23 protein-coding genes, 1 tRNA gene and 1 pseudogene are annotated in these 24,552 nt (G+C 72.0%); 15 read left to right on the forward strand and 10 right to left on the reverse strand.

The window, feature by feature from the left end; all coding sequences use genetic code 11:
- Positions 1-196: 196 nt before the first annotated feature.
- The gene (locus tag PV350_RS28260) at positions 197-859 is read left to right on the forward strand and encodes a response regulator (RefSeq protein ID WP_500336752.1); all 663 of its coding nucleotides are present in this window, start codon (positions 197-199) and stop codon (positions 857-859) included.
- Positions 856-2,040: a sensor histidine kinase gene (locus PV350_RS28265; RefSeq protein WP_500336753.1), complete on the forward strand. Its 1,185-nt coding sequence runs from the start codon at positions 856-858 to the stop codon at positions 2,038-2,040. Before PV350_RS28260 ends, PV350_RS28265 begins: the two co-directional genes overlap by 4 nt.
- Positions 2,041-2,057: 17 nt before the next feature.
- Here PV350_RS28265 and PV350_RS28270 read toward each other — a convergent pair whose 3' ends face one another.
- The 3 genes from PV350_RS28270 to PV350_RS28280 are packed head-to-tail and all read right to left on the reverse strand — an operon-like array spanning position 2,058 to position 4,790.
- Positions 2,058-2,939, reverse strand: coding sequence for an acyl-CoA thioesterase (locus PV350_RS28270; protein ID WP_499511991.1), 882 nt, complete (start codon positions 2,937-2,939; stop codon positions 2,058-2,060).
- Between the two features lie 31 nt (positions 2,940-2,970).
- Positions 2,971-4,128, reverse strand: coding sequence for an acyl-CoA dehydrogenase family protein (locus PV350_RS28275; protein WP_500336755.1), 1,158 nt, complete (start codon positions 4,126-4,128; stop codon positions 2,971-2,973).
- Between the two features lie 38 nt (positions 4,129-4,166).
- Entirely contained in the window at positions 4,167-4,790 is a 624-nt protein-coding gene (locus PV350_RS28280) for a TetR/AcrR family transcriptional regulator (RefSeq protein ID WP_499511993.1), read from the reverse strand.
- Positions 4,791-4,931: 141 nt separating this feature from the next.
- Here PV350_RS28280 and PV350_RS28285 point away from each other — a divergent pair, with 141 nt between their 5' ends.
- From PV350_RS28285 to glmS, 6 genes are all read left to right on the forward strand, one after another.
- Positions 4,932-6,560: a carboxyl transferase domain-containing protein gene (locus PV350_RS28285; protein ID WP_499511994.1), complete on the forward strand. Its 1,629-nt coding sequence runs from the start codon at positions 4,932-4,934 to the stop codon at positions 6,558-6,560.
- A gap of 22 nt (positions 6,561-6,582) precedes the next feature.
- Positions 6,583-8,583 carry an acetyl/propionyl/methylcrotonyl-CoA carboxylase subunit alpha gene (locus tag PV350_RS28290; RefSeq protein ID WP_499516841.1) on the forward strand — a complete coding sequence of 667 codons (2,001 nt, stop codon included), beginning with the start codon at positions 6,583-6,585 and terminating at the stop codon, positions 8,581-8,583.
- The gene (locus tag PV350_RS28295; protein WP_500336757.1) at positions 8,583-9,536 is read left to right on the forward strand and encodes a hydroxymethylglutaryl-CoA lyase; all 954 of its coding nucleotides are present in this window, start codon (positions 8,583-8,585) and stop codon (positions 9,534-9,536) included. Before PV350_RS28290 ends, PV350_RS28295 begins: the two co-directional genes overlap by 1 nt.
- A gap of 8 nt (positions 9,537-9,544) precedes the next feature.
- The gene (locus tag PV350_RS28300) at positions 9,545-10,711 is read left to right on the forward strand and encodes an acyl-CoA dehydrogenase family protein (protein ID WP_499511996.1); all 1,167 of its coding nucleotides are present in this window, start codon (positions 9,545-9,547) and stop codon (positions 10,709-10,711) included.
- A 73-nt stretch (positions 10,712-10,784) separates the two neighbouring features.
- Entirely contained in the window at positions 10,785-11,060 is a 276-nt protein-coding gene (locus PV350_RS28305) for a hypothetical protein (protein WP_499511997.1), read from the forward strand.
- 43 nt (positions 11,061-11,103) lie between these two features.
- Positions 11,104-12,918 (forward strand): glutamine--fructose-6-phosphate transaminase (isomerizing), encoded by a 1,815-nt coding sequence (gene glmS / locus PV350_RS28310; protein ID WP_499511998.1) that lies wholly within the window; start codon positions 11,104-11,106, stop codon positions 12,916-12,918.
- 73 nt (positions 12,919-12,991) lie between these two features.
- Here the strand turns inward: glmS and PV350_RS28315 are convergent, their stop codons facing one another.
- Positions 12,992-13,588 (reverse strand): acetate uptake transporter, encoded by a 597-nt coding sequence (locus PV350_RS28315; protein ID WP_499511999.1) that lies wholly within the window; start codon positions 13,586-13,588, stop codon positions 12,992-12,994.
- A 107-nt stretch (positions 13,589-13,695) separates the two neighbouring features.
- Positions 13,696-14,217: a universal stress protein gene (locus tag PV350_RS28320; RefSeq protein WP_499512000.1), complete on the reverse strand. Its 522-nt coding sequence runs from the start codon at positions 14,215-14,217 to the stop codon at positions 13,696-13,698.
- Positions 14,218-14,931: 714 nt separating this feature from the next.
- On the opposite strand from PV350_RS28320, the gene PV350_RS28325 reads away from it, so the two are divergent.
- From PV350_RS28325 to PV350_RS28335, 3 genes are all read left to right on the forward strand, one after another.
- Complete coding sequence (locus PV350_RS28325) at positions 14,932-16,458, forward strand: helix-turn-helix domain-containing protein (RefSeq protein WP_499512001.1); 1,527 nt, start codon at positions 14,932-14,934, stop codon at positions 16,456-16,458.
- A 5-nt stretch (positions 16,459-16,463) separates the two neighbouring features.
- Entirely contained in the window at positions 16,464-17,075 is a 612-nt protein-coding gene (orn, locus tag PV350_RS28330) for an oligoribonuclease (protein WP_499512002.1), read from the forward strand.
- Between the two features lie 91 nt (positions 17,076-17,166).
- Positions 17,167-17,239: transfer RNA gene (locus PV350_RS28335), tRNA-His, on the forward strand.
- A 78-nt stretch (positions 17,240-17,317) separates the two neighbouring features.
- On the opposite strand, the gene PV350_RS28340 is transcribed toward PV350_RS28335, so the two are convergent.
- Together PV350_RS28340 and PV350_RS28345 are read right to left on the reverse strand one after the other, a co-directional pair.
- On the reverse strand, positions 17,318-17,827 hold the full coding sequence (locus PV350_RS28340; protein WP_499512003.1) for a flavoprotein: 510 nt from the start codon (positions 17,825-17,827) through the stop codon (positions 17,318-17,320).
- Between the two features lie 67 nt (positions 17,828-17,894).
- Positions 17,895-18,104 carry a hypothetical protein gene (locus PV350_RS28345; RefSeq protein WP_499512004.1) on the reverse strand — a complete coding sequence of 70 codons (210 nt, stop codon included), beginning with the start codon at positions 18,102-18,104 and terminating at the stop codon, positions 17,895-17,897.
- 108 nt (positions 18,105-18,212) lie between these two features.
- On the opposite strand from PV350_RS28345, the gene PV350_RS28350 reads away from it, so the two are divergent.
- Entirely contained in the window at positions 18,213-18,989 is a 777-nt protein-coding gene (locus PV350_RS28350) for an isocitrate lyase/PEP mutase family protein (protein WP_500336761.1), read from the forward strand.
- 7 nt (positions 18,990-18,996) lie between these two features.
- On the opposite strand, the gene PV350_RS28355 is transcribed toward PV350_RS28350, so the two are convergent.
- The 3 genes from PV350_RS28355 to PV350_RS28365 form a co-directional block, all read right to left on the reverse strand.
- Positions 18,997-19,500 (reverse strand): pyridoxamine 5'-phosphate oxidase family protein, encoded by a 504-nt coding sequence (locus tag PV350_RS28355; RefSeq protein ID WP_499512006.1) that lies wholly within the window; start codon positions 19,498-19,500, stop codon positions 18,997-18,999.
- A gap of 55 nt (positions 19,501-19,555) precedes the next feature.
- Entirely contained in the window at positions 19,556-19,744 is a 189-nt protein-coding gene (locus PV350_RS28360; RefSeq protein ID WP_500322782.1) for a hypothetical protein, read from the reverse strand.
- A 164-nt stretch (positions 19,745-19,908) separates the two neighbouring features.
- The gene (locus PV350_RS28365; RefSeq protein WP_499512008.1) at positions 19,909-20,937 is read right to left on the reverse strand and encodes a LacI family DNA-binding transcriptional regulator; all 1,029 of its coding nucleotides are present in this window, start codon (positions 20,935-20,937) and stop codon (positions 19,909-19,911) included.
- A gap of 158 nt (positions 20,938-21,095) precedes the next feature.
- Here PV350_RS28365 and PV350_RS28370 point away from each other — a divergent pair, with 158 nt between their 5' ends.
- The 3 genes and pseudogenes from PV350_RS28370 to PV350_RS28380 all read left to right on the forward strand — a co-directional run.
- On the forward strand, positions 21,096-22,442 hold the full coding sequence (locus PV350_RS28370; protein WP_499512009.1) for an ABC transporter substrate-binding protein: 1,347 nt from the start codon (positions 21,096-21,098) through the stop codon (positions 22,440-22,442).
- A gap of 5 nt (positions 22,443-22,447) precedes the next feature.
- Entirely contained in the window at positions 22,448-23,479 is a 1,032-nt protein-coding gene (locus PV350_RS28375) for a carbohydrate ABC transporter permease (RefSeq protein ID WP_499512010.1), read from the forward strand.
- Between the two features lie 5 nt (positions 23,480-23,484).
- Positions 23,485-24,399: pseudogene (locus PV350_RS28380) on the forward strand (carbohydrate ABC transporter permease); the annotation flags it as partial.
- Between the last annotated feature and the right edge of the window lie 153 nt (positions 24,400-24,552).

Consider the following 24,552-nt stretch of genomic DNA (forward strand, 5'->3'; position numbering starts at 1 on the left):
CCGTTTTCCCCCGTAGGCCCCCGTTTCCCCCGTCGACCGACGGGCACGGCCGCCCGGACATGCGACCCGGCGGCGTGCTCGTTACGATCGCCGTCGATTCTTCCGGTCCGGCGCCGCCGGTGGATCAACCCCGGGATGGAGTTCGCAGTCCACCCTCGGGTGGAGTGGAAGGCCGTCCGGAGAAAGGCGCGGGATCGTGATACGGGTCGTGATCGTCGACGACGAGACACTGGTCAGGACCGCCCTGCGGCGCATCCTGGAGTCCGCGGGCGACATCGGGGTGGTCGCGGACTGCGACAGCCGCACGGCACTGGCCGCCGTCCGCGCGCGCAGGCCCGACCTGGTGCTCCTGGACACGGTGATGCCGGAACCCGACGGGCTGACCGTGCTGCGGGCCGTACGTGCGCTGCCCGATCCGCCGGCCGTCGCGATGCTCACCGGATTCGACACCAGCGCCCACATCACCGCCGCCATGCGCGCGGGCGCGACCGGCTTCCTGCTCAAGGACACGGCGGTCGCCACCCTCATCGACGCCGTCCGCGTGCTCGCCTCCGGCGGGACGGTCTTCACGCCCACCGTCAGCCGCGCCGTGGTCGACGGCTACCTGGGCACGGCCGACGCCCAGGAGGCCGACCCAGCCGGGGCGCCCCTGGACCGGCTGACCGGACGGGAGCGGGAGGTGCTGCTGCTGGTCGCCGGGGGCCTGTCGAACCTGGAGATCGCCGAGCGGCTGCACATCACCGTCGCCACGGTGAAGGACCACGTCCGCGCCCTGCTGCGCAAGCTCGACGCGCCGAACCGGGTGTCACTGGCGATCCTGGCGCACCGGGCCGGGCTCTCGCCGGGGAGCGCCGCGTGAGACTCCCCCGGGCCGCCGTCGACGGGTGCCTGGTCGCCGTCGCGGCGACCGAGGCCTGGGCGACCCGTTCCCTGGGCGGTCCCCTCGCGCTGTCGGCGGCGTACGTGGCCGCCGGCGCCCTCGTGCTGCGCCGCCGGCTGCCGCTGACGGTGCTGCTGGCGACGCTGCCCGCCCTGTCGCTGGGCTATGTGTGGCTGGCTCCCATGGCCGCGCTGTACACGATCGCCGCCGACGGCGGCGCCCTGACCGTGGCCCGCGCCCGGCGGCTGCTGCGGCGGGGGCCGCAGCCGCTCCCCGGCCGGAGGCGGATCCCGCCGCCCATGGTGGTGACGCTGGGCAGCGCAGCGGCCGTCGCCTTTGTGTCGTTCTTCCCCTGGCCGTGGATCGGGGAGGTCGACTGGGCCCCCGCGGCGACCGTGCTCGCGGTGCTGCTGTCGGCGCTGCTCGCCGTGGCCCCGACGGCGCTGGGGCTGCTCGCCGCGTCACGCCGTGAACTCGCGGCGCGGCTCGCCGAACTGGCGGAGAGCCGGGAGCGGGAACGGCGGCTGGCCGCGGAACGGGCGGTGGTGCGGGAGCGCACCCGGCTCGCGCGGGAGATGCACGACACCGTGGCCCACCACATCAGCCTGATCGCCGTGCAGTCGGGCGCGCTGGAGGTGACCGCCCGGGACGAGGAGGCACGGGCCGCGGCCGGTACGGTGCGGCAGCTCAGCCGCGACGCCCTGGACGAACTGCGGCACATGGTGGGGCTGTTGCGGATGCCGGTGGCGGTGGGCGGCGAGGACGCCGGCCCGGGCCTCGCGGAGCTGCCCACGCTGCTCGCCGCGGCCGGGCCGCAGGTGCACGGCGACCTGCCCGGCCTGGGCCGGCCCGGGTGCCCGCCGCCGGTGCAGCACGCGGCGTACCGCACCGTGCAGGAGGCCCTGACCAACGTGCGCAAGCACGCTCCCGGCGCGCGCACCGAGGTGACCGTACGGCTGGCCGCCGACGCGCTGCACGTCGCGGTGCGCAACGCGCCGTGCGGCGGGGGGGCGCCCGGCCCGGTGCTGCCGTCCGGCGGCCACGGCCTGACCGGGCTGCGCGAGCGCGCCGCCCAGCTGGGCGGCACCCTGGACGCGGGTCCGGAGCCGGACGGCGGCTTCCTGGTGCGGGCGACACTGCCGCTGGCCGCGGACCGGTGACCCGGTGACCCGGCGGCTCAGTCCCGCGGTACGCGGACCACGCCCTCCTGGATGACGGAGACGGCGAGCCGCCCGTCCTGAGTGTAGATGCGCGCCGTGCCGAGCCCGCGCCCGCCGGAGGCCGAGGGGCTCTGCTGGTCGTACAGCAGCCACTCGTCGGCGCGGAACGGCCGGTGGAACCACATGGCGTGGTCCAGGCTGGCGCCCACCACGTCGCCGACCGCCCAGCCGCCGCGCCCGTGGGCGAGCAGCACGGAGTCCAGCAGCGTCATGTCCGACACGTAGGTGGCGAGGCAGACGTGGAGCAACGGGTCGTCGGCGAGCTTCCCGTTGGTGCGGAACCACACCTGGGAGCGGGGCTCACGCGGCCCGGCCCCGGCGGCGAGGAAGGGCGGGGCGTCGACGTAGCGCAGGTCGACGGCGGCGCGCGCCTCCAGGAGGCGGTCCACGACCGAGGGGTCGGGGAACCGGTCCCTGTGCGGCCGCAACAGCTCCTCGCCGGTGGGCAGGCTCTCCGGGTCGGGCGCCGGCGGCATCGGCTCCTGGTGCTCCAGCCCGTCCTCGTACGTCTGGAAGGACGCGGACAGGTGGAAGATCGGCTGCCCGTGCTGCACCGCGACCACCCGGCGGGTGGTGAAGGAGCGGCCGTCGCGGATGCGGTCGACCTGGTAGACGATCGGCGCGCCCGGGTCGCCCATGCGCAGGAAGTAGGCGTGCAGGGAGTGGGCGTCGCGTCCTTCCGGGACCGTGCGCCCCGCCGCGACCAGCGCCTGTGCGGCGACCTGGCCCCCGAAGACGCGGGGGACGACGGCGGGGCGGCTGGCGCCGCGGAAGATGTCCTGCTCGATCCGCTCGAGGTCGAGGAGATCGAGCAGGGACTGCAGTGCGTGGTTGGTCACGTGTGTCTCTCGGGGTCGGCGGACCGTCCGGTCACAGCCCCATCGACTTGGCGATGATCGACTTCATGACCTCGCTGGTGCCGCCGTAGATGCGGTGCACGCGGTTGTCCGCGTACAGGCGGGCGATCGGGTACTCCAGCATGTAGCCGTAGCCACCGTGCAGCTGGAGGCAGCGGTCGATGACCTTGGCCGCGGTCTCGGTGCAGAAGAGCTTGGCGCGCGCGGCGTCGGCGGCGGTGAAGTCGCCGAGCTCGTGGGCCTCCAGGGCGCGGTCGACGACGGCCTGCATGGCGTCGACGTCGGAGGCGCACTCGGCGAGCACGAACTTGGTGTTCTGGAACTCCGCGACGCTCTTGCCGAAGACCTTGCGGTCGCGCACGTACTGGGCCGCGAAGCGGACGGCGGCGTCGGCCTGGGCGTAGGAACCGAAGGCGATCGCGAGGCGCTCGACCGGCAGGTTGTGGGCGAGGTAGGAGAAGGCCTTGCCCTCCTCGCCGAGCAGGTCCTCGACGGGGACCTTGACGTCGGTGAAGGACAGCTCCGCGGTGTCGGAGGTGCGCAGGCCGATCTTCTCCAGCTTGCGGCCGACGGCGTAGCCCTCGCTCGTGGTGTCGACCGCGAGGATCGACAGACCGCGGCGGCGGTCCTCCGGGGTGGCCGGCGAGGTGCGGCAGACGACGAGCACGCGGTCGGCGACCACGCCGCCGGTGATGAAGGTCTTGGCGCCGTTGAGGACGTAGTGGGTGCCGTCCTCGGAGAGCTTCGCGGTGGTGGTCATGCCGGCCAGGTCGGAGCCGGTGCCGGGCTCGGTCATGGCGATGGCGGTCATCATGTCGCCGCTGATGAAGTCGGGCAGCCAGCGCTTCTTCTGCTCCTCGTTGGCGAACTCCAGGAGGTACGGGAGCACCAGGCCGGTGTGCACGCCGCTGCTGCCGAAGCTGACGCCGGCGCGGGCGCACTCCTCGGTCACCACCGCACTGAACTTCCAGCCCGTGATGCCGGCGCCGCCGTACTCCTCGGGCACCTCGATGCCGAAGATGCCCAGCTCGCCCAGGCGCCGGTAGAAGTCGCGGGGCGGGTACCCCGCCTCCTCCCACTCGGGGTAGACGGGCACGACCTCGTAGGCGATGAAGTCCCGGATCGTCTCCCGGAAGGCCTCGTGGTCCTCGTTGAATACCGTGCGACGCACTTGGCGCCTCCTCTGCACACTGGGCGATAAGCAAGCGCTCAGTAAGTTACTTCCCGGTTGTGCGCGCTGTCCAGAGCGGCAAAGGCGCCCAGGGCCAGCCGGTGCAGCAGCACGGCGGTCGCCGCGCGGCCGGGCAGCCCCCCGTGCGGGCCGAGGTGCGGGGTGGAGTTGAGCAGGCCGAAGACGGCGTGCACGGCCGCGCGGACCTCGGGCTCGGCCGCCCCCGGGTGGACCTCGCGGACGACCGTGACCCACTGCTCGACGTACTGGCGCTGCAGTTGGCGCACGAGCTTGCGGTCGGAGTCGCGGAGCCGGTCCAGTTCGCGGTCGTGGAGGGTGATCAGCGCCCGGTCGTCCAGCGCGAAGTCGATGTGCCCGCGGACCAGGGCGTCCAGCGCGGCGGCCGCGCCGTCGGCCTCGGCCACCCGCATGCGGCCCGCGGAGTGCAGCCGGCCGCTGATCCCGACGAGCAGCTCGGCGAGCATCGCGTCCTTGCCCGCGAAGTGCCGGTACAGCCCGGGGCCGCTGATGCCGACGGCCGCCCCTATCTCGTCCACGCCGACCCCGTGGAACCCGCGCTCGGCGAAGAGCCGCGCGGCCTCCCTCAGGATCTGGTCGCGCCTGCCGCTGGCCGCCTTGGCCGCCGTCCTCGTGGGCTCCACACCGCACCTTTCCGCGAGGCGTCCGGTCTGCGGATGCCCCCCGCCATCTCATCGTCCTACCATTCTAGACAGCCGTGTTAACGACCGCTAACGTGGTCGACAACACGTTAACGACCGCTAACTCCTCCGGGGGCCCGTGACATGGAAGCACCCGTCCTCGCCAGCGCCGCGGATCCGGCGAGCGAGGCCTACCGCGCCAACGAGAAGGCGCACGCCGAGCTGTCCGCGCGGCTGCGCGAGAAGCTCGCCGCCGCCGCGCTCGGCGGCGGCGAGAAGGCCCGCGCCCGGCACACCGCGCGCGGCAAGCTGCTCCCCCGCGACCGCGTGGACGGGCTGCTCGACCCCGGATCGCCCTTCCTGGAGCTCGCCCCGCTGGCCGCCGACGGCATGTACGACGGCCAGGCCCCGGCCGCCGGCGTCGTCGCCGGGATCGGCCGGGTCGCCGGCCGCGAGGTCGTGATCGTCGCCAACGACGCCACCGTCAAGGGCGGCACGTACTACCCGATGACGGTCAAGAAGCACCTGCGCGCCCAGGAGATCGCCCTGGACAACCGGCTGCCCTGCGTCTACCTGGTCGACTCCGGCGGCGCCTTCCTGCCGAAGCAGGACGAGGTCTTCCCCGACCGCGACCACTTCGGGCGGATCTTCTTCAACCAGGCCACCCTGTCCGCGCGCGGCATCCCGCAGGTCGCCGCCGTCCTCGGCTCCTGCACGGCGGGCGGCGCCTACGTCCCCGCGATGAGCGACGAGGCGGTGATCGTCCGCGGCCAGGGCACGATCTTCCTGGGCGGCCCGCCGCTGGTGAAGGCCGCCACCGGCGAGGTGGTCACGGCCGAGGAGCTCGGCGGCGGCGAGGTGCACTCCCGCACCTCCGGCGTCACCGACCACCTGGCCGAGGACGACGCCCACGCGCTGCGCATCGTGCGGAACATCGTGGCGACCCTGCCCGCCCGCGGCGCGCTGCCGTGGACGGTCGGACCCGTCGAGGAGCCCGCCGTCGACCCGGCCGGGCTCTACGGCGCGGTCCCGGTCGACTCGCGCACCCCCTACGACGTCCGCGAGGTCATCGCCCGCCTCGTCGACGGCAGCCGCTTCGCGGAGTTCAAGGCCGAGTACGGCACGACGCTGGTCACCGGCTTCGCCCGGATCCACGGCCACCCGGTCGGGATCGTCGCCAACAACGGCATCCTGTTCTCCGAATCGGCCCAGAAGGGCGCGCACTTCATCGAGCTGTGCGACCAGCGCGGCATCCCGCTGCTCTTCCTGCAGAACATCTCGGGCTTCATGGTGGGCCGTCAGTACGAGGCGGGCGGCATTGCCAAGCACGGCGCCAAGATGGTCACCGCGGTGGCCACGACCCGGGTGCCCAAGCTGACCGTGGTCATCGGCGGCTCCTACGGCGCGGGCAACTACTCGATGTGCGGCCGCGCCTATTCGCCGCGCTTCCTGTGGATGTGGCCCAACGCCAAGATCTCCGTCATGGGCGGCGAGCAGGCCGCCTCGGTGCTGGCCACCGTCAAGCGCGACCAGATCGAGGCAGCCGGCGACACCTGGGCGGCGGAGGACGAGGAGGGCTTCAAGGCCCCCATCCGCGCCCAGTACGAGGAGCAGGGCAACGCCTACTACGCGACGGCCCGGCTGTGGGACGACGGGGTCATCGACCCCCTGCAGACCCGCCAGGTGCTGGGACTGGCCCTGACCGCGTGCGCCAACGCGCCGATTCCGCAACGCGATCCGCAGGCGCCGGGCTTCGGCGTCTTCCGGATGTAGGGGGAGCACTCAGATGTCAGCGATGTTCGACACCGTCCTGGTGGCCAACCGCGGCGAGATCGCGGTCCGCGTCATCCGCACCCTGCGGCGGCTCGGGATCCGTTCGGTCGCCGTCTTCAGCGATGCCGACGCCGGGGCCCGCCATGTGCGCGAGGCCGACACCGCCGTGCGCATCGGCCCGGCGGCGGCGTCCGAGAGCTACCTGTCGATCGAGCGGCTGCTGGAGGCGGCCGCCCGCACCGGCGCCCAGGCCGTCCACCCCGGCTACGGGTTCCTCGCCGAGAACGCCGCCTTCGCCCGTGCCTGCGCGGATGCGGGGCTCGCCTTCATCGGGCCGCCCGCCCGGGCCATCGAGCTCATGGGCGACAAGATCCGCGCCAAGGAGACCGTCCGCGAGGCCGGGGTCCCGGTGGTGCCGGGCAGCAGCGGCAGCGGGCTCACCGACGAGCAGCTGACGGCCGCCGCCCTGGAGATCGGCACCCCCGTGCTGCTGAAGCCCTCCGCGGGCGGCGGCGGCAAGGGCATGCGCCTGGTGCGCGACACGACGCTGCTCCCCGAGGAGATCGCGGCCGCCCGCCGCGAGGCGCGCGGCTCCTTCGGGGACGACACCCTGCTGGTGGAACGGTGGATCGACCGTCCCCGGCACATCGAGATCCAGGTGCTGGCCGACGGCCACGGCAACGTGGTGCACCTCGGCGAGCGCGAGTGCTCCCTGCAGCGCCGCCACCAGAAGGTGATCGAGGAGGCCCCCTCGGTCCTGCTGGACGAGGCGACCCGGGCGGCCATGGGCGCCGCCGCCGTGCAGGCCGCGCTGTCCTGCGGCTACGTCGGCGCGGGCACCGTGGAGTTCATCGTCCCGGGCGCCGACCCGTCCGCCTACTGCTTCATGGAGATGAACACCCGCCTCCAGGTCGAGCACCCCGTCACGGAACTGGTGACCGGGCTGGACCTGGTGGAGTGGCAGCTGCGGATCGCCGCGGGCGAGCGGCTGTCCTTCGGACAGGACGAGGTCGCCCTGACCGGGCACGCCGTCGAGGCCCGGATCTGCGCCGAGGTGCCCTCGCGCAACTTCCTGCCGTCGGCGGGCACCGTGCTGGCGCTGGACGAGCCCGTCGGCGAGGGCGTGCGCGTCGACTCCGGGCTCAGTGCGGGCAGCGAGATCGGCACGTCCTACGACCCGATGCTCGCCAAGGTCATCGCGTACGGCCCCGACCGCCCGACGGCGCTGCGCCGGCTGCGGGCCGCCCTCGCCGGGACGACCGTGCTGGGCCTGGAGACCAACACCGGTTTCCTGCGCCGCCTCCTGGCCCACCCCGACGTCGTCTCCGGCGAGATGGACACCGGCCTGATCGACCGGGAGCTGGCGGGCCTGGTGCCCTCCGAGGTTCCCGTCGAGGTGTACGCGGCGGCCGCGCTGCTGCGCCACGCCGCCCTGGAACCGGTGGCGGCCGACGGAGCCTGGCGGGACCCCTTCTCCGTGCCGAGCGGCTGGCGGCTCGGCGGGGAGCCCGCCTGGACCGACCACTGGCTGCGGGTACCCGGGGGCGAGGCCGTGCGGGTCCGCGTCCGCGGCGGCGCCCCGCAGGCCGAGGTGCGGATCGGCGAGGCCCCCGCGGTGCGCGCCCGGCTGCTCCCCGGCTCCGGGCAGCGGATCACCGTCGAGTGGGACGGCGTCACGCACGCCTTCGACCACGCCGGCGACTGGCTGGGCAGGGACGGCGACGGCTGGCGCCTGCAGCCGTACGACCCGGTCGAGGCCGCGCTGCGCGGCGCGGCCGGGGCGGGCGGGGTGGACACCCTGGCCGCGCCCATGCCGGGCACGGTGACCGTGGTCAAGGTCGCCAAGGGCGACGAGGTCACCGCCGGCCAGAGCCTGCTCGTGGTGGAGGCGATGAAGATGGAGCACGTCATCACCGCCCCGCACAACGGCACCGTCACCGAGATCGACGTGACCCCGGGCAGCACCGTCGCGATGGACCAGGTGCTCGCGGTCGTCGCCCCGCACCAGGAGGAGGCCGGGTGATGGCCGTCGAGCGAACTCCCGGGCTGCCCATGTCCGTGCCCCTGGACGGGCTCCCGCGGCGGGTGCGCATCCACGAGGTCGGCGCACGCGACGGGCTGCAGAACGAGAAGGCCACGGTGCCCACGGAGGTCAAGGCGGAGTTTGTGCACCGCCTGGCCGACGCCGGGCTGACCACCATCGAGGCGACCAGCTTCGTGCACCCCAAGTGGGTGCCCCAGCTCGCCGACGCCGAGCAGCTGATGCCGCTGCTGGACGACCTGGGCGACGGGATCCGGCTGCCCGTGCTGGTGCCCAACCAGCGCGGGCTGGAGCGGGCCCTGACCCTGGGGGTGCGCGAGGTCGCCGTCTTCGGCAGCGCGACCGAGTCCTTCGCGAAGGCCAACCTCAACCGCACGGTCGACGAGTCGCTGGAGATGTTCGCTCCCGTCGTCGCCGCCGCCAAGGAGGCGGGGGCGAGGGTGCGCGGCTACCTGTCGATGTGCTTCGGCGACCCGTGGGAGGGCCCCGTGCCCGTCCCGCAGGTGGCCGCGGTGGCCCGCCGGCTCCACGACCTGGGCTGCGACGAGCTGAGCCTCGGCGACACCATCGGCGTCGCCACCCCCGGCCACGTCGTGGCGCTGCTCGACGCCCTGACCGGCCTGGACGTGCCCGTCGAGCGGCTCGCCGTCCACTTCCACGACACCTACGGCCAGGCACTGTCCAACACCCTGGCCGCCCTCCGGCACGGCGTGGGCGTCGTCGACGCCTCCGCCGGCGGCCTCGGCGGCTGCCCGTACGCCAAGAGCGCCACCGGGAACCTCGCCACCGAAGACCTGGTCTGGATGCTCGACGGCCTCGGCGTCGAGACCGGGGTCGACCTCAGCCGCCTCACCGCCACCAGCGTGTGGATGGCGGAGCAATTGGGCCGACCGAGCCCGTCCCGTACCGTCCGCGCCCTCTCCCACCAGGAGTGACCACAGCCATGACGACCGCCCACCGGCTCCCCGCCGAGTACGAGGAACTCCGCCGCACGGTGGAGGAGTTCGCGCACGACGTCGTCGCGCCGAAGATCGGCGAGTTCTACGAGCACGACGAGTTCCCCTACGAGATCATCCGCGAGATGGGCCGCATGGGCCTGTTCGGCCTCCCCTTCCCCGAGGAGTACGGCGGCATGGGCGGCGACTACTTCGCCCTCTGCATCGCCCTGGAGGAGCTCGCCCGGGTGGACTCCTCCGTGGCGATCACCCTGGAGGCGGGGGTCTCGCTCGGCGCCATGCCGGTCTTCCGCTTCGGCACCGAGGAGCAGAAGCGGCAGTGGCTGCCCCAGCTGACCTCCGGCGAGCAGCTGGGCGCCTTCGGGCTGACCGAGCCGGACTGCGGCTCCGACGCCGGCGGCACCCGCACCACGGCCCGGCTGGACGAGGCGACCGGCGAGTGGGTGATCAACGGCACCAAGAGCTTCATCACCAACTCGGGCACCGACATCACCTCGCTGGTCACGGTCACGGCCGTCACCGGCCGCAAGGAGGACGGCCGCCCGGAGATCTCCTCGATCATCGTGCCCTCCGGCACCCCGGGCTTCACCGTGTCGAAGAAGTACAGCAAGGTCGGCTGGAACGCCTCCGACACCCGCGAGCTGTCCTTTTCCGACTGCCGCGTGCCGGCCGCCAACCTGCTGGGCGAGCGGGGCCGGGGCTACGCCCAGTTCCTGCGCATCCTGGACGAGGGCCGGATCGCCATCGCGGCGCTGGCCACCGGTCTGGCCCAGGGCTGTGTGGACGAGTCGGTGGCGTACGCCAAGGAGCGCACCGCCTTCGGCCGCCCGATCGGGAGCAACCAGGCGGTCGCCTTCAAGCTCGCCGACATGGAGATGCGCGCCCACACCGCCCGGCTGGCCTGGCGGGACGCGGCGTCCCGGCTGGTCGCAGGGGAGCCCTTCAAGAAGGAGGCGGCGATGGCCAAGCTCTACTCCTCGGAGATCGCGGTCACCAACGCCCGCGAGGCCACCCAGGTGCACGGCGGCTACGGCTTCATGAACGAGTACCCGGTCGCGCGCATGTGGCGGGACTCCAAGATCCTGGAGATCGGCGAGGGCACCAGCGAGGTGCAGCGCATGCTGATCGCGCGCGAGCTCGGCCTTCCGGCGTAGTTTTCGCCACCTCCCTGCCCGATATCGGGCAGAAATCTTGCGATCAGCCTCCTCCTTCCCTCACTATCGACCGGTGCTCGAACGCCGGACGACACATGACGACCTCGTCGACCACCTGGTGCGGACCACGCCGCTGCAACGCGGTGAGGCCGCCCGGGTGGTCCTCGACATCCTGGCGTACTTCGACGAGACGGCCGAGGACTTCGTACGGCGCCGCCACCGCGAGCTGCAGGCCAAGGGTCTGCAGAACGCGGAGATCTTCGAACAGATCACGGCCGAGCTGCCGTACCGGGCGGTCACCCCGCCCGGGTACTCACTGCGGCAGCTGCGCCGCATCGTCTACGGCTGACAGCGAGACCGGGCCGCCTCGAGCGACCGGGAGGGACGGAAACATGTGTGGAATCGTCGGCTACATCGGGAAGCGTGATGTCGCCCCGCTGCTGCTGGAGGGCCTGCAGCGGCTGGAGTACCGCGGTTACGACTCCGCGGGCATCGTGGTCGCCGGCAAGTCCGGCGGGCTCAAGGCCGTCAAGGCCAAGGGCCGGGTCCGTGAGCTGGAGGCACGGGTCCCCAAGCGCTTCGCCGGCACCACCGGCATAGCCCACACCCGCTGGGCCACCCACGGCGCCCCCAGCGACGAGAACGCGCACCCCCACCTCGACACCGAGGGCAAGGTCGCCGTCGTCCACAACGGGATCGTCGACAACGCCGCCGAGCTGCGCGCCAAGCTGGAGGCCGACGGTGTGGTCTTCGCCTCCGAGACCGACACCGAGGTGATCACCCACCTCGTCGCCCGCTCCCAGGCCGAGTCCCTGGAGGAGAAGGTCCGCGAGGCGCTGAAGGTCATCGAGGGCACGTACGGCATCGCCGTCATGCACGCCGACTTCCCCGACCGGATCGTCGTGGCCCGCAACGGCTCGCCGGTGGTCCTCGGCATCGGCGAGAAGGAGATGTTCGTCGCCTCCGACGTCGCCGCGCTGATCTCCCACACCCGCCAGGTCGTCACCCTCGACGACGGCGAGATGGCCACCTTGAAGGCCGACGACTTCCGCACCTACACGACCTCGGGCACCCGCACCACGGCCACCCCCGAGACCGTGGAGTGGGAGGCCGCCTCCTACGACATGGGCGGTCACGACACGTACATGCACAAGGAGATCAGCGAGCAGCCCGACGCGGTCGACCGCGTGCTGCGCGGCCGGATCGACGACAAGTTCTCCACCGTGCACCTGGGCGGCCTGAACCTCGACGCCCGCGAGGCCCGCGGCATCCGCCGCGTGAAGATCCTCGGCTGCGGCACCTCGTACCACGCCGGGATGATCGGTGCCTCGCTGATCGAGGGCCTGGCCCGCATCCCCGCCGACTCCGAGCCGGCCTCCGAGTTCCGCTACCGCAACCCGGTCGTGGACCCCGACACCCTCTACATCGCCGTCTCGCAGTCCGGTGAGACGTACGACGTGCTGGCGGCCGTCCAGGAGCTCAAGCGCAAGGGCGCCCGCGTCCTCGGCGTGGTGAACGTGGTGGGTTCCGCGATCGCCCGTGAGACCGACGGCGGCATGTACGTCCACGCCGGCCCCGAGGTCTGCGTCGTCTCCACCAAGTGCTTCACCAACACCGTCGTCGCCTTCGCGCTGCTCGCCCTGCACCTGGGCCGCATCCGCGACCTGTCGGTGGCCGACGGCAAACGGATCATCGAGGGCCTGCGCAGGCTGCCCGAGCAGATCCAGGAGATCCTCACGCAGGAGGAGGACATCAAGAAGCTGGCGGCCGAATACGCGGAGGCCAAGTCGATGATGTTCATCGGCCGGGTGCGCGGCTACCCGGTGGCGCTGGAGGCGTCCTTGAAGCTGAAGGAGATCTCCTACATCCACGCCGAGGCCTACCCGGCCTCCGAGCTCAAGCACGGCCCGCTGGCCCTGATCGAGCCCGCGATGCCGACGGTCGCGATCATCCCGGACGACTCGCTGCTGGAGAAGAACCGCGCCGCGATGGAGGAGATCAAGGCCCGCAGCGGCCGGATCCTGGCGGTCGCGCACCAGGAGCAGGCGAAGGCGGACCACACGATCGTCGTCCCGAAGAACGAGGACGAGCTCGACCCGATCCTGATGGGCATCCCGCTCCAGCTGCTGGCCTACCACACGGCGCTGGCCCTGGGCCGGGACATCGACAAGCCGCGCAACCTCGCGAAGTCCGTGACGGTCGAGTAGCCGACGGCCCCGGCACGCACGAGGCCCCCCGCGCCGAAGGGCGCGGGGGGCCTCGCCGTTGCCTCCCCGGACGTCAGGCCGCGTGCCCGCGGTGCGGCATGGCCAGCCGCCAGCCGTCGGCGAGGGCGCGCCTGCCCCACGTGGCGTTGGTGAGCAGTGCGGTCCCGCCGTACCAGGCGACCGCGCCGGCCGCGAGGCCGACCCAGCCGGCCGCCTTGCCGAGGCCGCTGTTGGAGGCGAGCGCCGCGATGCCGGACAGGGCCGTGGCCACGGTCAGCAGCCCGAAGACCGCCTGTGCCACACCGCCCATCTGCCACGCGGCCATGGTCAGGCTGAGCGCCAGCAGCGCCCACAGGAGCATGAAGAGCCCGGCGGCCTCCTTGCTCGCGCCCGCGCCGGACCCCGCCGACCAGGTCACCCAGAAGGCGCCCAGTGAGGCGAAGGCGGTGCCGGTGAAGCCGTTGCCACCGTAGAACTCCCACATGCCGGCGACGAATTGCGTGACGCCGCCGACGACCAGCGCGAGCCGCGCGGCGTCCGCCGCCGCGGTGTTGTCGAATACGCCGGTGCTGAGCAGCCCGTAGGCGATCAGCGTCAGGCCGAGTGTCAGATATCCCAGAGCCGTAGCACCGGCTCCTGCCGTGCGCGCCGTGGAGACGTCGTTGTCCACCGCGGGCCCCCTTCGTGTACGAGGGAAGAAACTGCTGATGAGATACCCTTCACAAGGGCACAAGCAATCCTGCGGAGGCCGTATTCACGGCGGCGTGCACCGAATCGTTATGGAATGACCACGACAGGCCGCTGGGCACGCCGCGCGAGCCGTCCGGCGACCGACCCGAAGATCTTGCCGATGATCCCGTGCGTCCCACCCACCACGATGGCGTCGGCCTCGTACTCCCGGCCGACCTCCTCCAGCTCGTGGCAGATGTCGCCGCCGCGCTCGACCAGGATCCACGGGACCTCCGACAGGTGGTCGGCGCAGGCGAGTTCCAGGCCGAGCACCTCGGTGCGGTGGTCGGGGACGTCGACGAAGACGGGCGGCTCGCAGCCCGCCCACACGGTCGCCGGGAGCCGGTTGGCGACGTGCACGATGATCAGCGCCGAACCGGACCGGCGTGCCATGCCGATGGCGTACGCGAGGGCCCGTTCACTCGACACGGAGCCGTCGAAACCGACGACCACGCCGTGCCGGAAGGCGGGATCACAGGAAGTGCGCGGCTCGCAGGCCGCCTCCGGGACCGCCGCCGATTCGGCGAGCGGCTTTCCGTCGGCGGGCTCGGGGAGCTCGTAACCGGCCATGATGCGGTTTCTCGGCAAGGTCGGCGCCGGGAGCGCCGAGTGGGCGGACAACAACAGTGCGGGGGCCGCGGGACCGGCCTGATTTCGACCGGTAAGGGGCTGCCCTTCCCGCTGACTCCAGAGTACGGCGACTGTGGGCCCCTGCACAGATGCGCAGACGCCCTCACAGCGTCCCCCTACCCCGGAGTTTCCAGGAGAATGCCGGAGCCGGCCGCCGAGCGCAACGCCCCGTCGCCAATCGGACAAGTCACCTCGCGCCCGGCCCTCTCCCGCTGTCCGCCTCCGGCCATATCCGGAATCGTCCTCCCGGCCGTGCGAGGCACAGGGGGCGCACTCGTTCTCCGGCCACACAAGGGGCGTACGACGGAGCGCTGACCAGGGGTGCGTACAGGACTTCCCATCATTTTCGGCCAACTTCCCTATGGGCAAGGGGACTTGGGATCATGTGCCACAACCCCCGCCGCCACCAGGGCGGAAGCGGAATGAGGGGGCGCACGGGCGTTGTGCGCCGGTCCCCCTCGCGGAAGGCACACTTCACGAGGGGAACGCTTCGTGATCGAATGCTTCACGCCACGTGGTCATGTCGACATACCGGCAGGTGGTGAACTTGCCACTGCGGGTACAGCGGAACCAGTAGATTCGATCTTGAGTGACAACGGCGGGGGACCCGTGCAGGACCGAGAGGACCAGACGACCGAGGGGGGCTTGAGCTCCATGACACAGGAGTCCAGGACCGGCACCATGGCGGAGATCCAGTCGGCCGCCGGCATGTCCACCGCACCGTCCGCGTCGACGGGGGCACCGGGCGTCCCGCACGTCCCGGGAGCGTCCGGCGTCCCGGTGAGCACCTCCGTTCCGTCAGGCCCGGCCGGCCCGTCCGCCACCACCCAACAGGGCCGTGGACCGCGCAAGTTGTCGGCTCGACGCCGTCAGGAGGTCGTCGCCGTACTGCTGTTCAGCGGCGGCCCCATCTTCGAGAGCTCGATCCCGCTCTCCGTGTTCGGCATCGACCGCCAGGACGCGGGTGTGCCGCGCTACCGGCTGCTGGTCTGCGCCGGTGAGGACGGCCCGCTGCGCACCACCGGCGGGCTGGAGTTGTCGGCCCCGTACGGGCTGGAGGCGCTGTCGCGGGCCGGCACGGTCGTCGTGCCCGCCTGGCGCTCGATCTCGCAGCCGCCGCCCGCCGAGGCGCTGGACGCTCTGCGCCGCGCCCACGAGGAGGGCGCGCGCATCATCGGGCTGTGCACCGGCGCCTTCGTGCTCGCCGCCGCGGGGCTGCTGGACGGCCGCCCGGCCACCACGCACTGGATGTACGCGCCGACCCTCGCCAAGCGCTACCCCTCCGTCCACGTCGACCCGCGCGAGCTGTTCGTCGACGACGGCGACGTCCTCACCAGCGCGGGCACCGCCGCCGGCATCGACCTGTGCCTGCACGTCGTACGCAGCGACCACGGCGGCGAGGCCGCCAACGCGCTCGCCCGCCGGCTGGTCGTGCCGCCGCGGCGCGGCGACTGGGGCGGCCAGCCCCGGCACCTCGACCGCTCTTTACCGGAGGAGATCGGCGGCGATCCGCTCGCCGAGGTCGTCGCCTGGGCGCTGGAGCACCTGCACGAGCAGTTCGACGTGGAGACCCTCGCCGCCCGCGCCTACATGAGCCGCCGCACCTTCGACCGCCGCTTCCGCACGCTGACCGGCAGCGCGCCCCTGCAGTGGCTGATCACCCAGCGCGTCCTGCAGGCCCAGCGGCTGCTGGAGACCTCCGACTACTCCGTGGACGAGGTCGCCGCGCGCTGCGGCTTCCGCTCGCCCGTCGCGCTGCGCGGTCACTTCCGCCGCCAGCTCGGTTCCTCCCCCGCCTCGTACCGGGCGGCCTACCGGGCCCGGCGCCCGCAGGACGACCCGGACCCCTCGCTCGCCGCCGCCCGGGAACCACGCGGCGGCGAGGCGGCCGGCGGCCCGGTGCCGGCCCCGCGCCGCAGCCCCGTGCCCACCGCCACCGCGGACCGCGGTCACGGCGGGGTGCTGCAGATCGCGGGACAGGCCGGTCCCGGCGGTGGCCCGGGCACGGCCAAGACCGACGCCGAGCCGCCCTACGCGACGCGCATTCCGGAGCAGCCCGGCAGCCGTTTCGACGCCCGCGAGCCGCACGGCGCCCGGCGGCCGCGCGGTGACCGGGACGGCCGTGACGGACGCAGCCGCAGCGCGACTATGCCTGCTCCGCGGGATCGCCCCGTAGGGTGAGACGTATGAACGACCGGATGGTGTGGATCGACTGCGAGATGACCGGGCTCTCCCTGGCCCAGGACGCTCTGATCGAGGTGGCGGCGCTCGTCACCGACTCGGAGCTCAACGTGCTCGGCGAGGGGGTGGACATCGTCATCCGTCCGCCGGCCGAGTCACTGGAGAGCATGCCGGAGATCGTCCGCACGATGCACACCACCTCCGGCCTGCTGGAGGAGCTCGACGGCGGGGTGACGCTGGAGGAGGCGGAGAAGCTGGTCCTGGACTACGTCCGCCAGTACGTGGCCGAGCCCCGCAAGGCGCCGCTGTGCGGGAACTCGGTCTCCACCGACCGCGGTTTCCTCGCCCGGGACATGCCCACGCTCGAGCAGCACCTGCACTACCGCATCGTGGACGTCTCCTCCATCAAGGAGCTGTCCCGGCGCTGGTACCCGCGCGCCTACTTCGCCAGCCCCGAGAAGAACGGCAACCACCGCGCCCTCGCCGACATCCGCGAGTCCATCGCGGAGTTGCGCTACTACCGCGAGGCGGTCTTCGTGCCCCAGCCCGGGCCGGACACCGACACGGCGCGTTCGATCGCCGCGAAGTACGTCCTGCCTGCGGAAACCTCGGACTGAGCGACCCACGGAAAACGTGGCAGCGAGCACCCCTCCGGACCCTGTACACTTTTTCTCGGCCGGTGGGAAGCAGTAGGAATCACCGGTCATGGTGGGTGTAGCTCAGCTGGTAGAGCACCTGGTTGTGGTCCAGGATGCCGCGGGTTCGAGTCCCGTCACTCACCCTCACCAGGGAAGGCCCGGCCCGCGGAAGCGGACCGGGCCTTCCTCGTCCCCGGGCGCTCGTGACCCCGGGCGGCGGGTCAGCCCGCGACCGCCTCGGCGGCGGCGAGCGCCGGCTGCCAGGGGTACTCCGGGCCGGATCCGGCGTCGCCGAAGAGCACCGTGACCCCGGCGGCGCGCAGGGTCTCCAGCGAGCGCTCGTACTGCGGGTGCTGCATGAGCGCCGCGTTCACGGACGGCATCGCCACCATCGGGACGCGCTTGCCGATGCCCTCGGCGAGGGTGCCGGCCACGAACGTCTCCGTCAGGCCCAGTGCCCACCCGTTGATCGTGTTGAAGGTGGCCGGGGCCACCAGGATCACGTCGGCCGGGGGCCAGACCTCGGGCCGGCCGGGCAGCGGGTACTCGTGGCGCACCGGGCGGCCGGTCAGCGCGGCCAGTCCGTCCAGGCTCGGCTCCAGCCAGCGGGCCGCGGTGGGCGTCAGGCCGAGGCAGACGTCCCAGCCGCGCACCTGGGCGTCCTCGATGACGCGCGCGACGTCGAAGACGGAGGGGGCGGCACCGGCGAAGAGGTAGAGGGTCCGAGTCATGCGGACCACCCAATCGCGGGAAGTGGATCTTACGCAACCGTACGGAGGACCGGACGTCCGGAGCGCCTCACGGGGCCCAGTGGTACTTGCCCCCGCCGAGCCAGCGCACGGCCTGGGGGTCGTCGAAGTCGACGTGCTCCCGCCCGGCGTCGAGGGCGATGCGGACGACGTCGAGCAGGTCATGGGCGATGCCGACGGGTTCCCCGTCGATCTGCACGATGCGGAAGGGCGGATCCCCTGCCTGGACGGGGGACACGACGATCGGGGTGGTGCTCACCCGTCCAGCTTGCGGCACCCCGGCGCCCGGCGCACCCGAAGTGGCCCTGCCGCACGACGGGTGAATGGCCCTCGGCGAGTCCGGGCCCGCGCTCGTAGCGTGGAGGGCATGAGCACCGAGCCTTCCCGTACGGCCCTCGCCTCTCGACTCCGCGCCCTGCACGTGCCGGGCGACCCGCTGGTCCTGCCGAACGTCTGGGACGCCGCCTCGGCGCGTGCCGTGGCCGACGCGGGCTTCCCGGCGGTCGCCACCGGGAGCGCGGCCGTGGCGCCCGCCCTGGGCTACCAGGACCAGGAGGGAACGCCCGCGGACGAGATGTGCGCCGCGGTCGCCCGCATCGCCCGTGCCGTCCCCGTGCCGGTGACCGCCGACATGGAGCGCGGCTACGGGCTGCCGCCCGCGGAACTGGCGGAGCGGCTGGCCGCGACCGGCGCCGTGGGCTGCAACCTGGAGGACACCGACCACCGCACGGGGCTGCTGGCCGACCCCGTGGAGCAGGCGGCGTACATCGCCGCCCTGCGCGCGGCGGCCCCGGAGCTGGTGATCAACGCCCGGACGGACTGCTTCCTCCGCGGCGGCGGCGCCCCCGCGCAGCGGCTGGCGGACGCGGCGGGCCGGGCACGGGCGTACCTGGAGGCGGGCGCGGACTGCGTCTACCCGATCGGGGCGCTGGACGAGGCCACCGTCCGGGCCGTCGTCGAGGCCGTGGACGGCCGCCCGGTCAACGTGCTGTCCCGGCCGGGCGGGCCCTCACCGGCCCGTCTGGCGGAGCTGGGGGTGGCGCGGATCAGCTTCGGCCACCAGCTCCACCAGATGGTCCAGCGGTACTTCTCCGGGCTCCTCGCGACCGTGGCGCGCGGGGACAGCCCCTTCCCCGAGAACTGACGGCACCTCAGCCGTCCGTGCGCGGGGGCGACTCGTCGTTGCCGCGGCGCACGGTGCGCAGCGGACCGCCGGGCCGCCACACCTGCAGGACGAGGTCGGGGTCCTCGACGTAGGTGCGCACGACCTCGGCGATGTCGGCGCGGAAGAGGTGGAAGGGCCCCTCGGGCACCGTCACCTCGCCGGTGAAGCGGGCGATCGCCGCCGGGTCGGTGACCTCGACGGCGCGTCCGGAGATCCGTACGTCGCCCCCGTCCATGGAGGTGTCGGGACCGGGGTTGACGTGGAGCGCGAAGCGCGGGTCGCGGCGCAGGTCGAGGGCCTTGCGGGAGCCGGGCATCATGCCGAGCCACAGCTCGCCGAGCCGGAACTCGGCCTCGATGCCGCTGAGCCGGGGTGAGCCGTCGGCGCGGAGGGTGCCGAGGACGTGGTGCTTGTAGCCGCCGAATCGGGTGCGCACGGCCTCGGCGAGGCCGGGCTGTGCTTCCTGGAAGTCTGTCCAGCTGGTCGTCATGCCGCCATGCTCCCCGGCATACCCGACATCCTCTGTCGGCATTGCCGGGGCGGTGTCAGTCCTCGCCCGGAAGGCGGCGGGCCGGGGCGTCGCCCTGGCCCTGGCGGGCGGCCTGCCAGATCCCGCGGAGGCGGTCCAGCTCGGCCAGTTCGGCGCGCGACCAGGTGCGCCGGCCCGCGACGTACCGCCGTATGGCCTCATTGGCGGCTTCGACGGAGCGGCGGTCCAGAACGGTCGGTGGCATGTCTTGATTTTAGGAGAGGGGTGTGACAAAGAGCCGCCGATGGCGCCCCGTGGGCCCATGTCACACCGTGAGCCTCCTCACGTGACGGGGCTCACCCCCCGGTATCCGGGCCAACTCCTCCGGGCGCACGGGTCACTTGGCACCGCGGTCCGCCGGGGCGGCGGTCACGCGGACTCGCGGCGCACCAGTTCGGTCGACAGCACGACGTGCCGGCGGGTGGCGGTGCTCGCCGCGATCTCCTCCAGCAGCACCCGCGCCATGGTGCGGCCCATCTCCTCGATCGGCTGCCGCACGCTGGTCAGGGGCGGGTCGGTGTGGCGCGCGATGGCGGAGTCGTCGAAGCCGATCAGCGCCACGTCGTCGGGCACCCGCCGGCCCCGCTCGCGCAGCACCTGCAGCGCGCCGCCGGCCATGACGTCCGAGGCCGCGAAGACCGCGTCGACGTCGGGGCGGCGCTCCAGCAGCGCCCGCATCGCGGCGCGGCCGCCCTCCTCGGTGAAGTCGCCGGCCGCGACCAGCGCGTTGTCGTGGACCAGCCCGGCGCCCTCGACCGCCTGGCGGTACCCGTCGAGGCGGCAGCGGGCGACGTACATGTCCAGCGGCCCGGTGATGGTCGCGACGCTCCTGCGCCCGAGCCCCAGCAGGTGCGCGACCGCCGAACGGGCGCCGCCGACGTTGTCGGAATCGACGTACGACACCGACTCCAGGTCGGAGCGGCGGCCGCTGAGCACCGTCGGCATCTCCAGCTGCTCCAGCAGGTCGGGCAGCGGGTCGTCCTCGTGCACCGAGGCCAGCAGGACGCCGTCGACCCGGTGGGCGGTGAGGTACTGGGCGAAGCGCTGCCGTTCCTTGGGCGTCCGCAGCAGCGTGAGCAGCAGCTGCATGTCGGTGTCGGCCAGCTCCGCGCCCACGCCCCGGATGATGTCGGAGAAGTACGGCTCGGCGAAGAGCCTGGTCTCCGCCTCCGGGATGACCAGGGCGATCGCGTCCGTCCGGTTGCCCGCCAGGGCGCGCGCCGCGCGGTTGGGGACGTAGCCGAGCTCGGCGATGGCGGCCTCGACCGCGGCCTTGGCGTGGTCGCTCACCCGAGGTGATCCGTTGATCACCCGGGAGACGGTGCCCCGGCCCACTCCGGCCCGCGCGGCGACCTCTTCGAGCGTCGGCCTGCCGCTGCGCCGTCCGCCGATCACCATTGCGGCCTCCCAATCACGAGGTGGTAACTGCGCCAACTTAGAGCGTCTGCTCCCTTGACACCTCATCGGGGAACGGAGACTCTTCAACACATCACATGTGGGAGCGCTCCCACACTAGCGAACACGTACACTTCCCGCACGTATCCCGGAGGACCCGAATGCGCACGACAAGGAAGTCGTCCCGGCCACGAGGCCGTACCGCTGCCGTAGCGATAACCGCAGTGGCCGCGCTCGGAGTGAGCCTGCTCGCCGGCTGCTCCAAGGACAGCGACGAGCCCGCGAAGGCCGGTGGCTCGGAGGGTGACGGCAAGGGCAAGATCACCCTCACGGTCGGCACCTTCGGTGTCTTCGGCTACAAGCAGGCCGGTCTGTACGAGGAGTACGAGAAGGCGCATCCGAACATCACGATCAAGGAGAACGTGATCGAGCGGAACGACGCCTACTACCCGCAGCTCCTCACCCACCTCGCCGCCGGCAGCGGCCTGAGCGACATCCAGGCCATCGAGGTCGGCAACATCAACGAGATCGTCACCACCCAGGCGGCGAAGTTCGAGGACCTCTCCAAGGCCGAGGGCGTCGAGAAGTCGAACTACCTCGACTGGAAGTGGGCCCAGGCCAGCACCTCCGACGGCAAGACCGTCGGCCTCGGCACCGACATCGGCCCGATGGCCATCTGCTACCGCACCGACCTGTTCAAGAAGGCGGGTCTGCCCACCGACCGCGCCGAGGTCGCCAAGCTCTGGGCCGGCGACTGGAACAAGTACCTGGACGCGGGCAAGACCTACACCGAGAACGCGCCCAAGGGCACCACGTTCCTGGACTCCGCCGCGGGCCTCTACCAGGCGATCAGCAACGGCGCCTCCGAGCGCTACTACGACAGCAGCGGCAAGGTCATCTACAAGACCAGCCCCTCCGTGAAGGAGGCCTGGGACCTGGCCATGGAGGCCACCACCGGCAAGATGACCGCCAAGCTGAAGCTGTTCGACAAGGCCTGGGACCAGGGCTTCGCCAACGGCCGCTTCGCCTCGCTCCCCTGCCCGTCGTGGATGCTCGGTTACATCCAGGAGAAGTCCGGCGACGCCGGCAAGGGCAAGTGGGACGTCGCCGCCGCGCCGAAGCCCGCCAACTGGGGCGGCTCCTTCGTCGGCGTGCCCTCGGCCGGCAAGAACAAGGAAGAGGCCGTCAAGCTGGCCGCGTGGCTGACCGCCCCGGCGCAGCAGGCCAAGGTCTTCGCCAAGCAGGCGAGCTTCCCGAGCGCCCCGGGCGCCTATGACCTGCCCGAGGTCAAGGACGCCAAGCACGAGTACTTCAGCAACGCGCCGATCGGCCAGATCTTCGCCGACGCGGCCAAGAGCATCCCGACCCTGGTGATCGGTCCGAAGGACCAGCAGATCTACACGGCCATCACCGACGTCGGCATCCTGCAGGTCGAGCAGCAGGGCAAGACCCCTGCTCAGGGCTGGGCGGCTGCCGAGAAGGAAATCGACAACGCACTGGACCAGTGACCCGCATGGCTTCGGAGATCTCCGACATGACCGCAGTGACCGCGCCCCCCTCCGAGGGGGGCGCGGCCCCGCGCGGCGGCTCCGGCCGACCGCGCGACGCACGTGACGAGCGACGCGGCCGCTGGCGCAGCCGCCGCTACCGGTGGGACGTCAAGGCGATGCCGTACGCCTTCGTCTCGCCCTTCTTCCTGTTCTTCGCCGCCTTCGGCCTCTTCCCGCTGATCTACACGGGCTGGTCCTCCTTCTACCGGGTGGAGCTGACCAACCTCGACGCGCGGGAGTTCGTCGGCTTCCACAACTACACCCGCCTGCTGGAGGACGAGTTCTTCTGGAACGCCCTGAAGAACACGTTCACCATCGGTGTGATCTCGACCGTCCCGCAGCTGCTCATCGCACTGGGCCTGGCCCACCTGCTCAACTACAAGCTGCGCGGCTCGACCTTCTTCCGGGTCGCGATGCTCACCCCGTACGCCACGTCGGTGGCCGCCGCCACGCTGGTCTTCACGCTGATGTTCGGCACCGACTACGGCATGATCAACTGGGTGCTGGAGCACCTCGGTTTCAGCCACCACATCGACTGGCGGGCGGGCACCTGGTCCTCCCAGATCGCCGTCTCGTCGATCGTGATCTGGCGCTGGACCGGTTACAACACCTTGATCTACCTGGCCGCGATGCAGGCCGTGCCGCACGATCTGTACGAGTCCGCCGCGCTGGACGGCGCCTCGCGCTGGCAGCAGTTCCGCCACGTGACGATCCCCATGCTGCGGCCGACGATCCTCTTCACGATCGTGGTCTCGACGATCGGCGCCACCCAGCTGTTCGGTGAGCCGTTCCTCTTCGGCGGCCCCGGCGGCGAGAAGGGCGGATCGTCCCACCAGTTCCAGACGCTGGGCCTGTACCTGTACGAGCAGGGCTGGACGAACTACCACCTCGGGCGGGCCTCGGCCATCGCCTGGGCGATGTTCCTGCTCCTGCTGCTGATCGCCGCCGCCAACGGGCTGGTCGCCCGCTGGCTGCGCAAGAACCACGAGGGGTGACGACGATGGCCACCATCTCGACCAACCCGGCGGATCAGGCGGCCGGCGCAGCGGACGCGCCCCGCAAGGCGAAGCGCCGCACCCCCGGGGCGCCCAAGGCCGGACGGCAGCTCCACGCGGGCCCGTTCACCTACATCGTGCTGATCATCTTCACGGCGATATCCCTCTTCCCCCTGGTGTGGACCGCGATCGCCGCCTCCCGGACGAACTCGCGGCTGGCACAGACCCCGCCACCGTTCTGGTTCGGCTCGAACCTCTTCAGCAACCTGCAGACCGCGTGGACCGAGGCCAACCTCAGCACGGCGCTGCTGAACACGGCCATCGTCGCCGGCAGCATCACCATCGGCACGGTGCTGTTCTCGACCATCGCCGGCTTCGCCTTCGCCAAACTGCAGTTCAAGATGAAGAACTTCCTGCTGATGCTGACCATCGGCACCATGATGGTGCCGCCGCAGCTGAGCGTGGTGCCGCTGTTCCTGTGGATCGCGGACCTCGACTGGACGAACCACCTCCAGGCGGTCATCCTGCCGACCTTCGTCAGCGCCTTCGGTGTCTTCTTCATGCGGCAGTACCTCTCCCAGGCCCTGCCCACCGAGATCATCGAGGCCGCCCGCGTCGACGGCGCCAGCAGCCTGCGGATCGTCTGGCACGTGGTCTTCCCGGCCGCCCGGCCCGCGATGGCGGTCCTGGGCATGCTGACCTTCGTCGCGGCCTGGAACGACTTCTTCTGGCCGATCATCGCGCTGACCCAGGAGAACCCGACCGTGCAGGTCGCGCTCACCAGCCTCGGCCGCGGCTACATCCCCGACGAGTCCGTCATCATGGCCGGCGCGCTGCTCGGCACGCTCCCGCTGCTGCTGGTCTTCGTGATCTTCGGCAAGCAGATCGTCGGCGGCATCATGCAGGGCGCGGCGGGAGGAAGCGCACAGACGTTGACCGCGGCGTGCATGGAGGCGCCGATGAGATGCTTGCGTAAGAGCAAGAGGGTCGGCAGAGAGGGTCACGTGGCGGATAGCGCTCGTAGACAGAGGAAGGGAGCGCGTGTGCGAGTAGTGCGACGAAGGAGATGAAAA

It is taken from the genome of Streptomyces sp. PA03-6a (assembly GCF_033792765.1).
Taxonomy (GTDB): Bacteria; Actinomycetota; Actinomycetes; order Streptomycetales; family Streptomycetaceae; genus Actinacidiphila.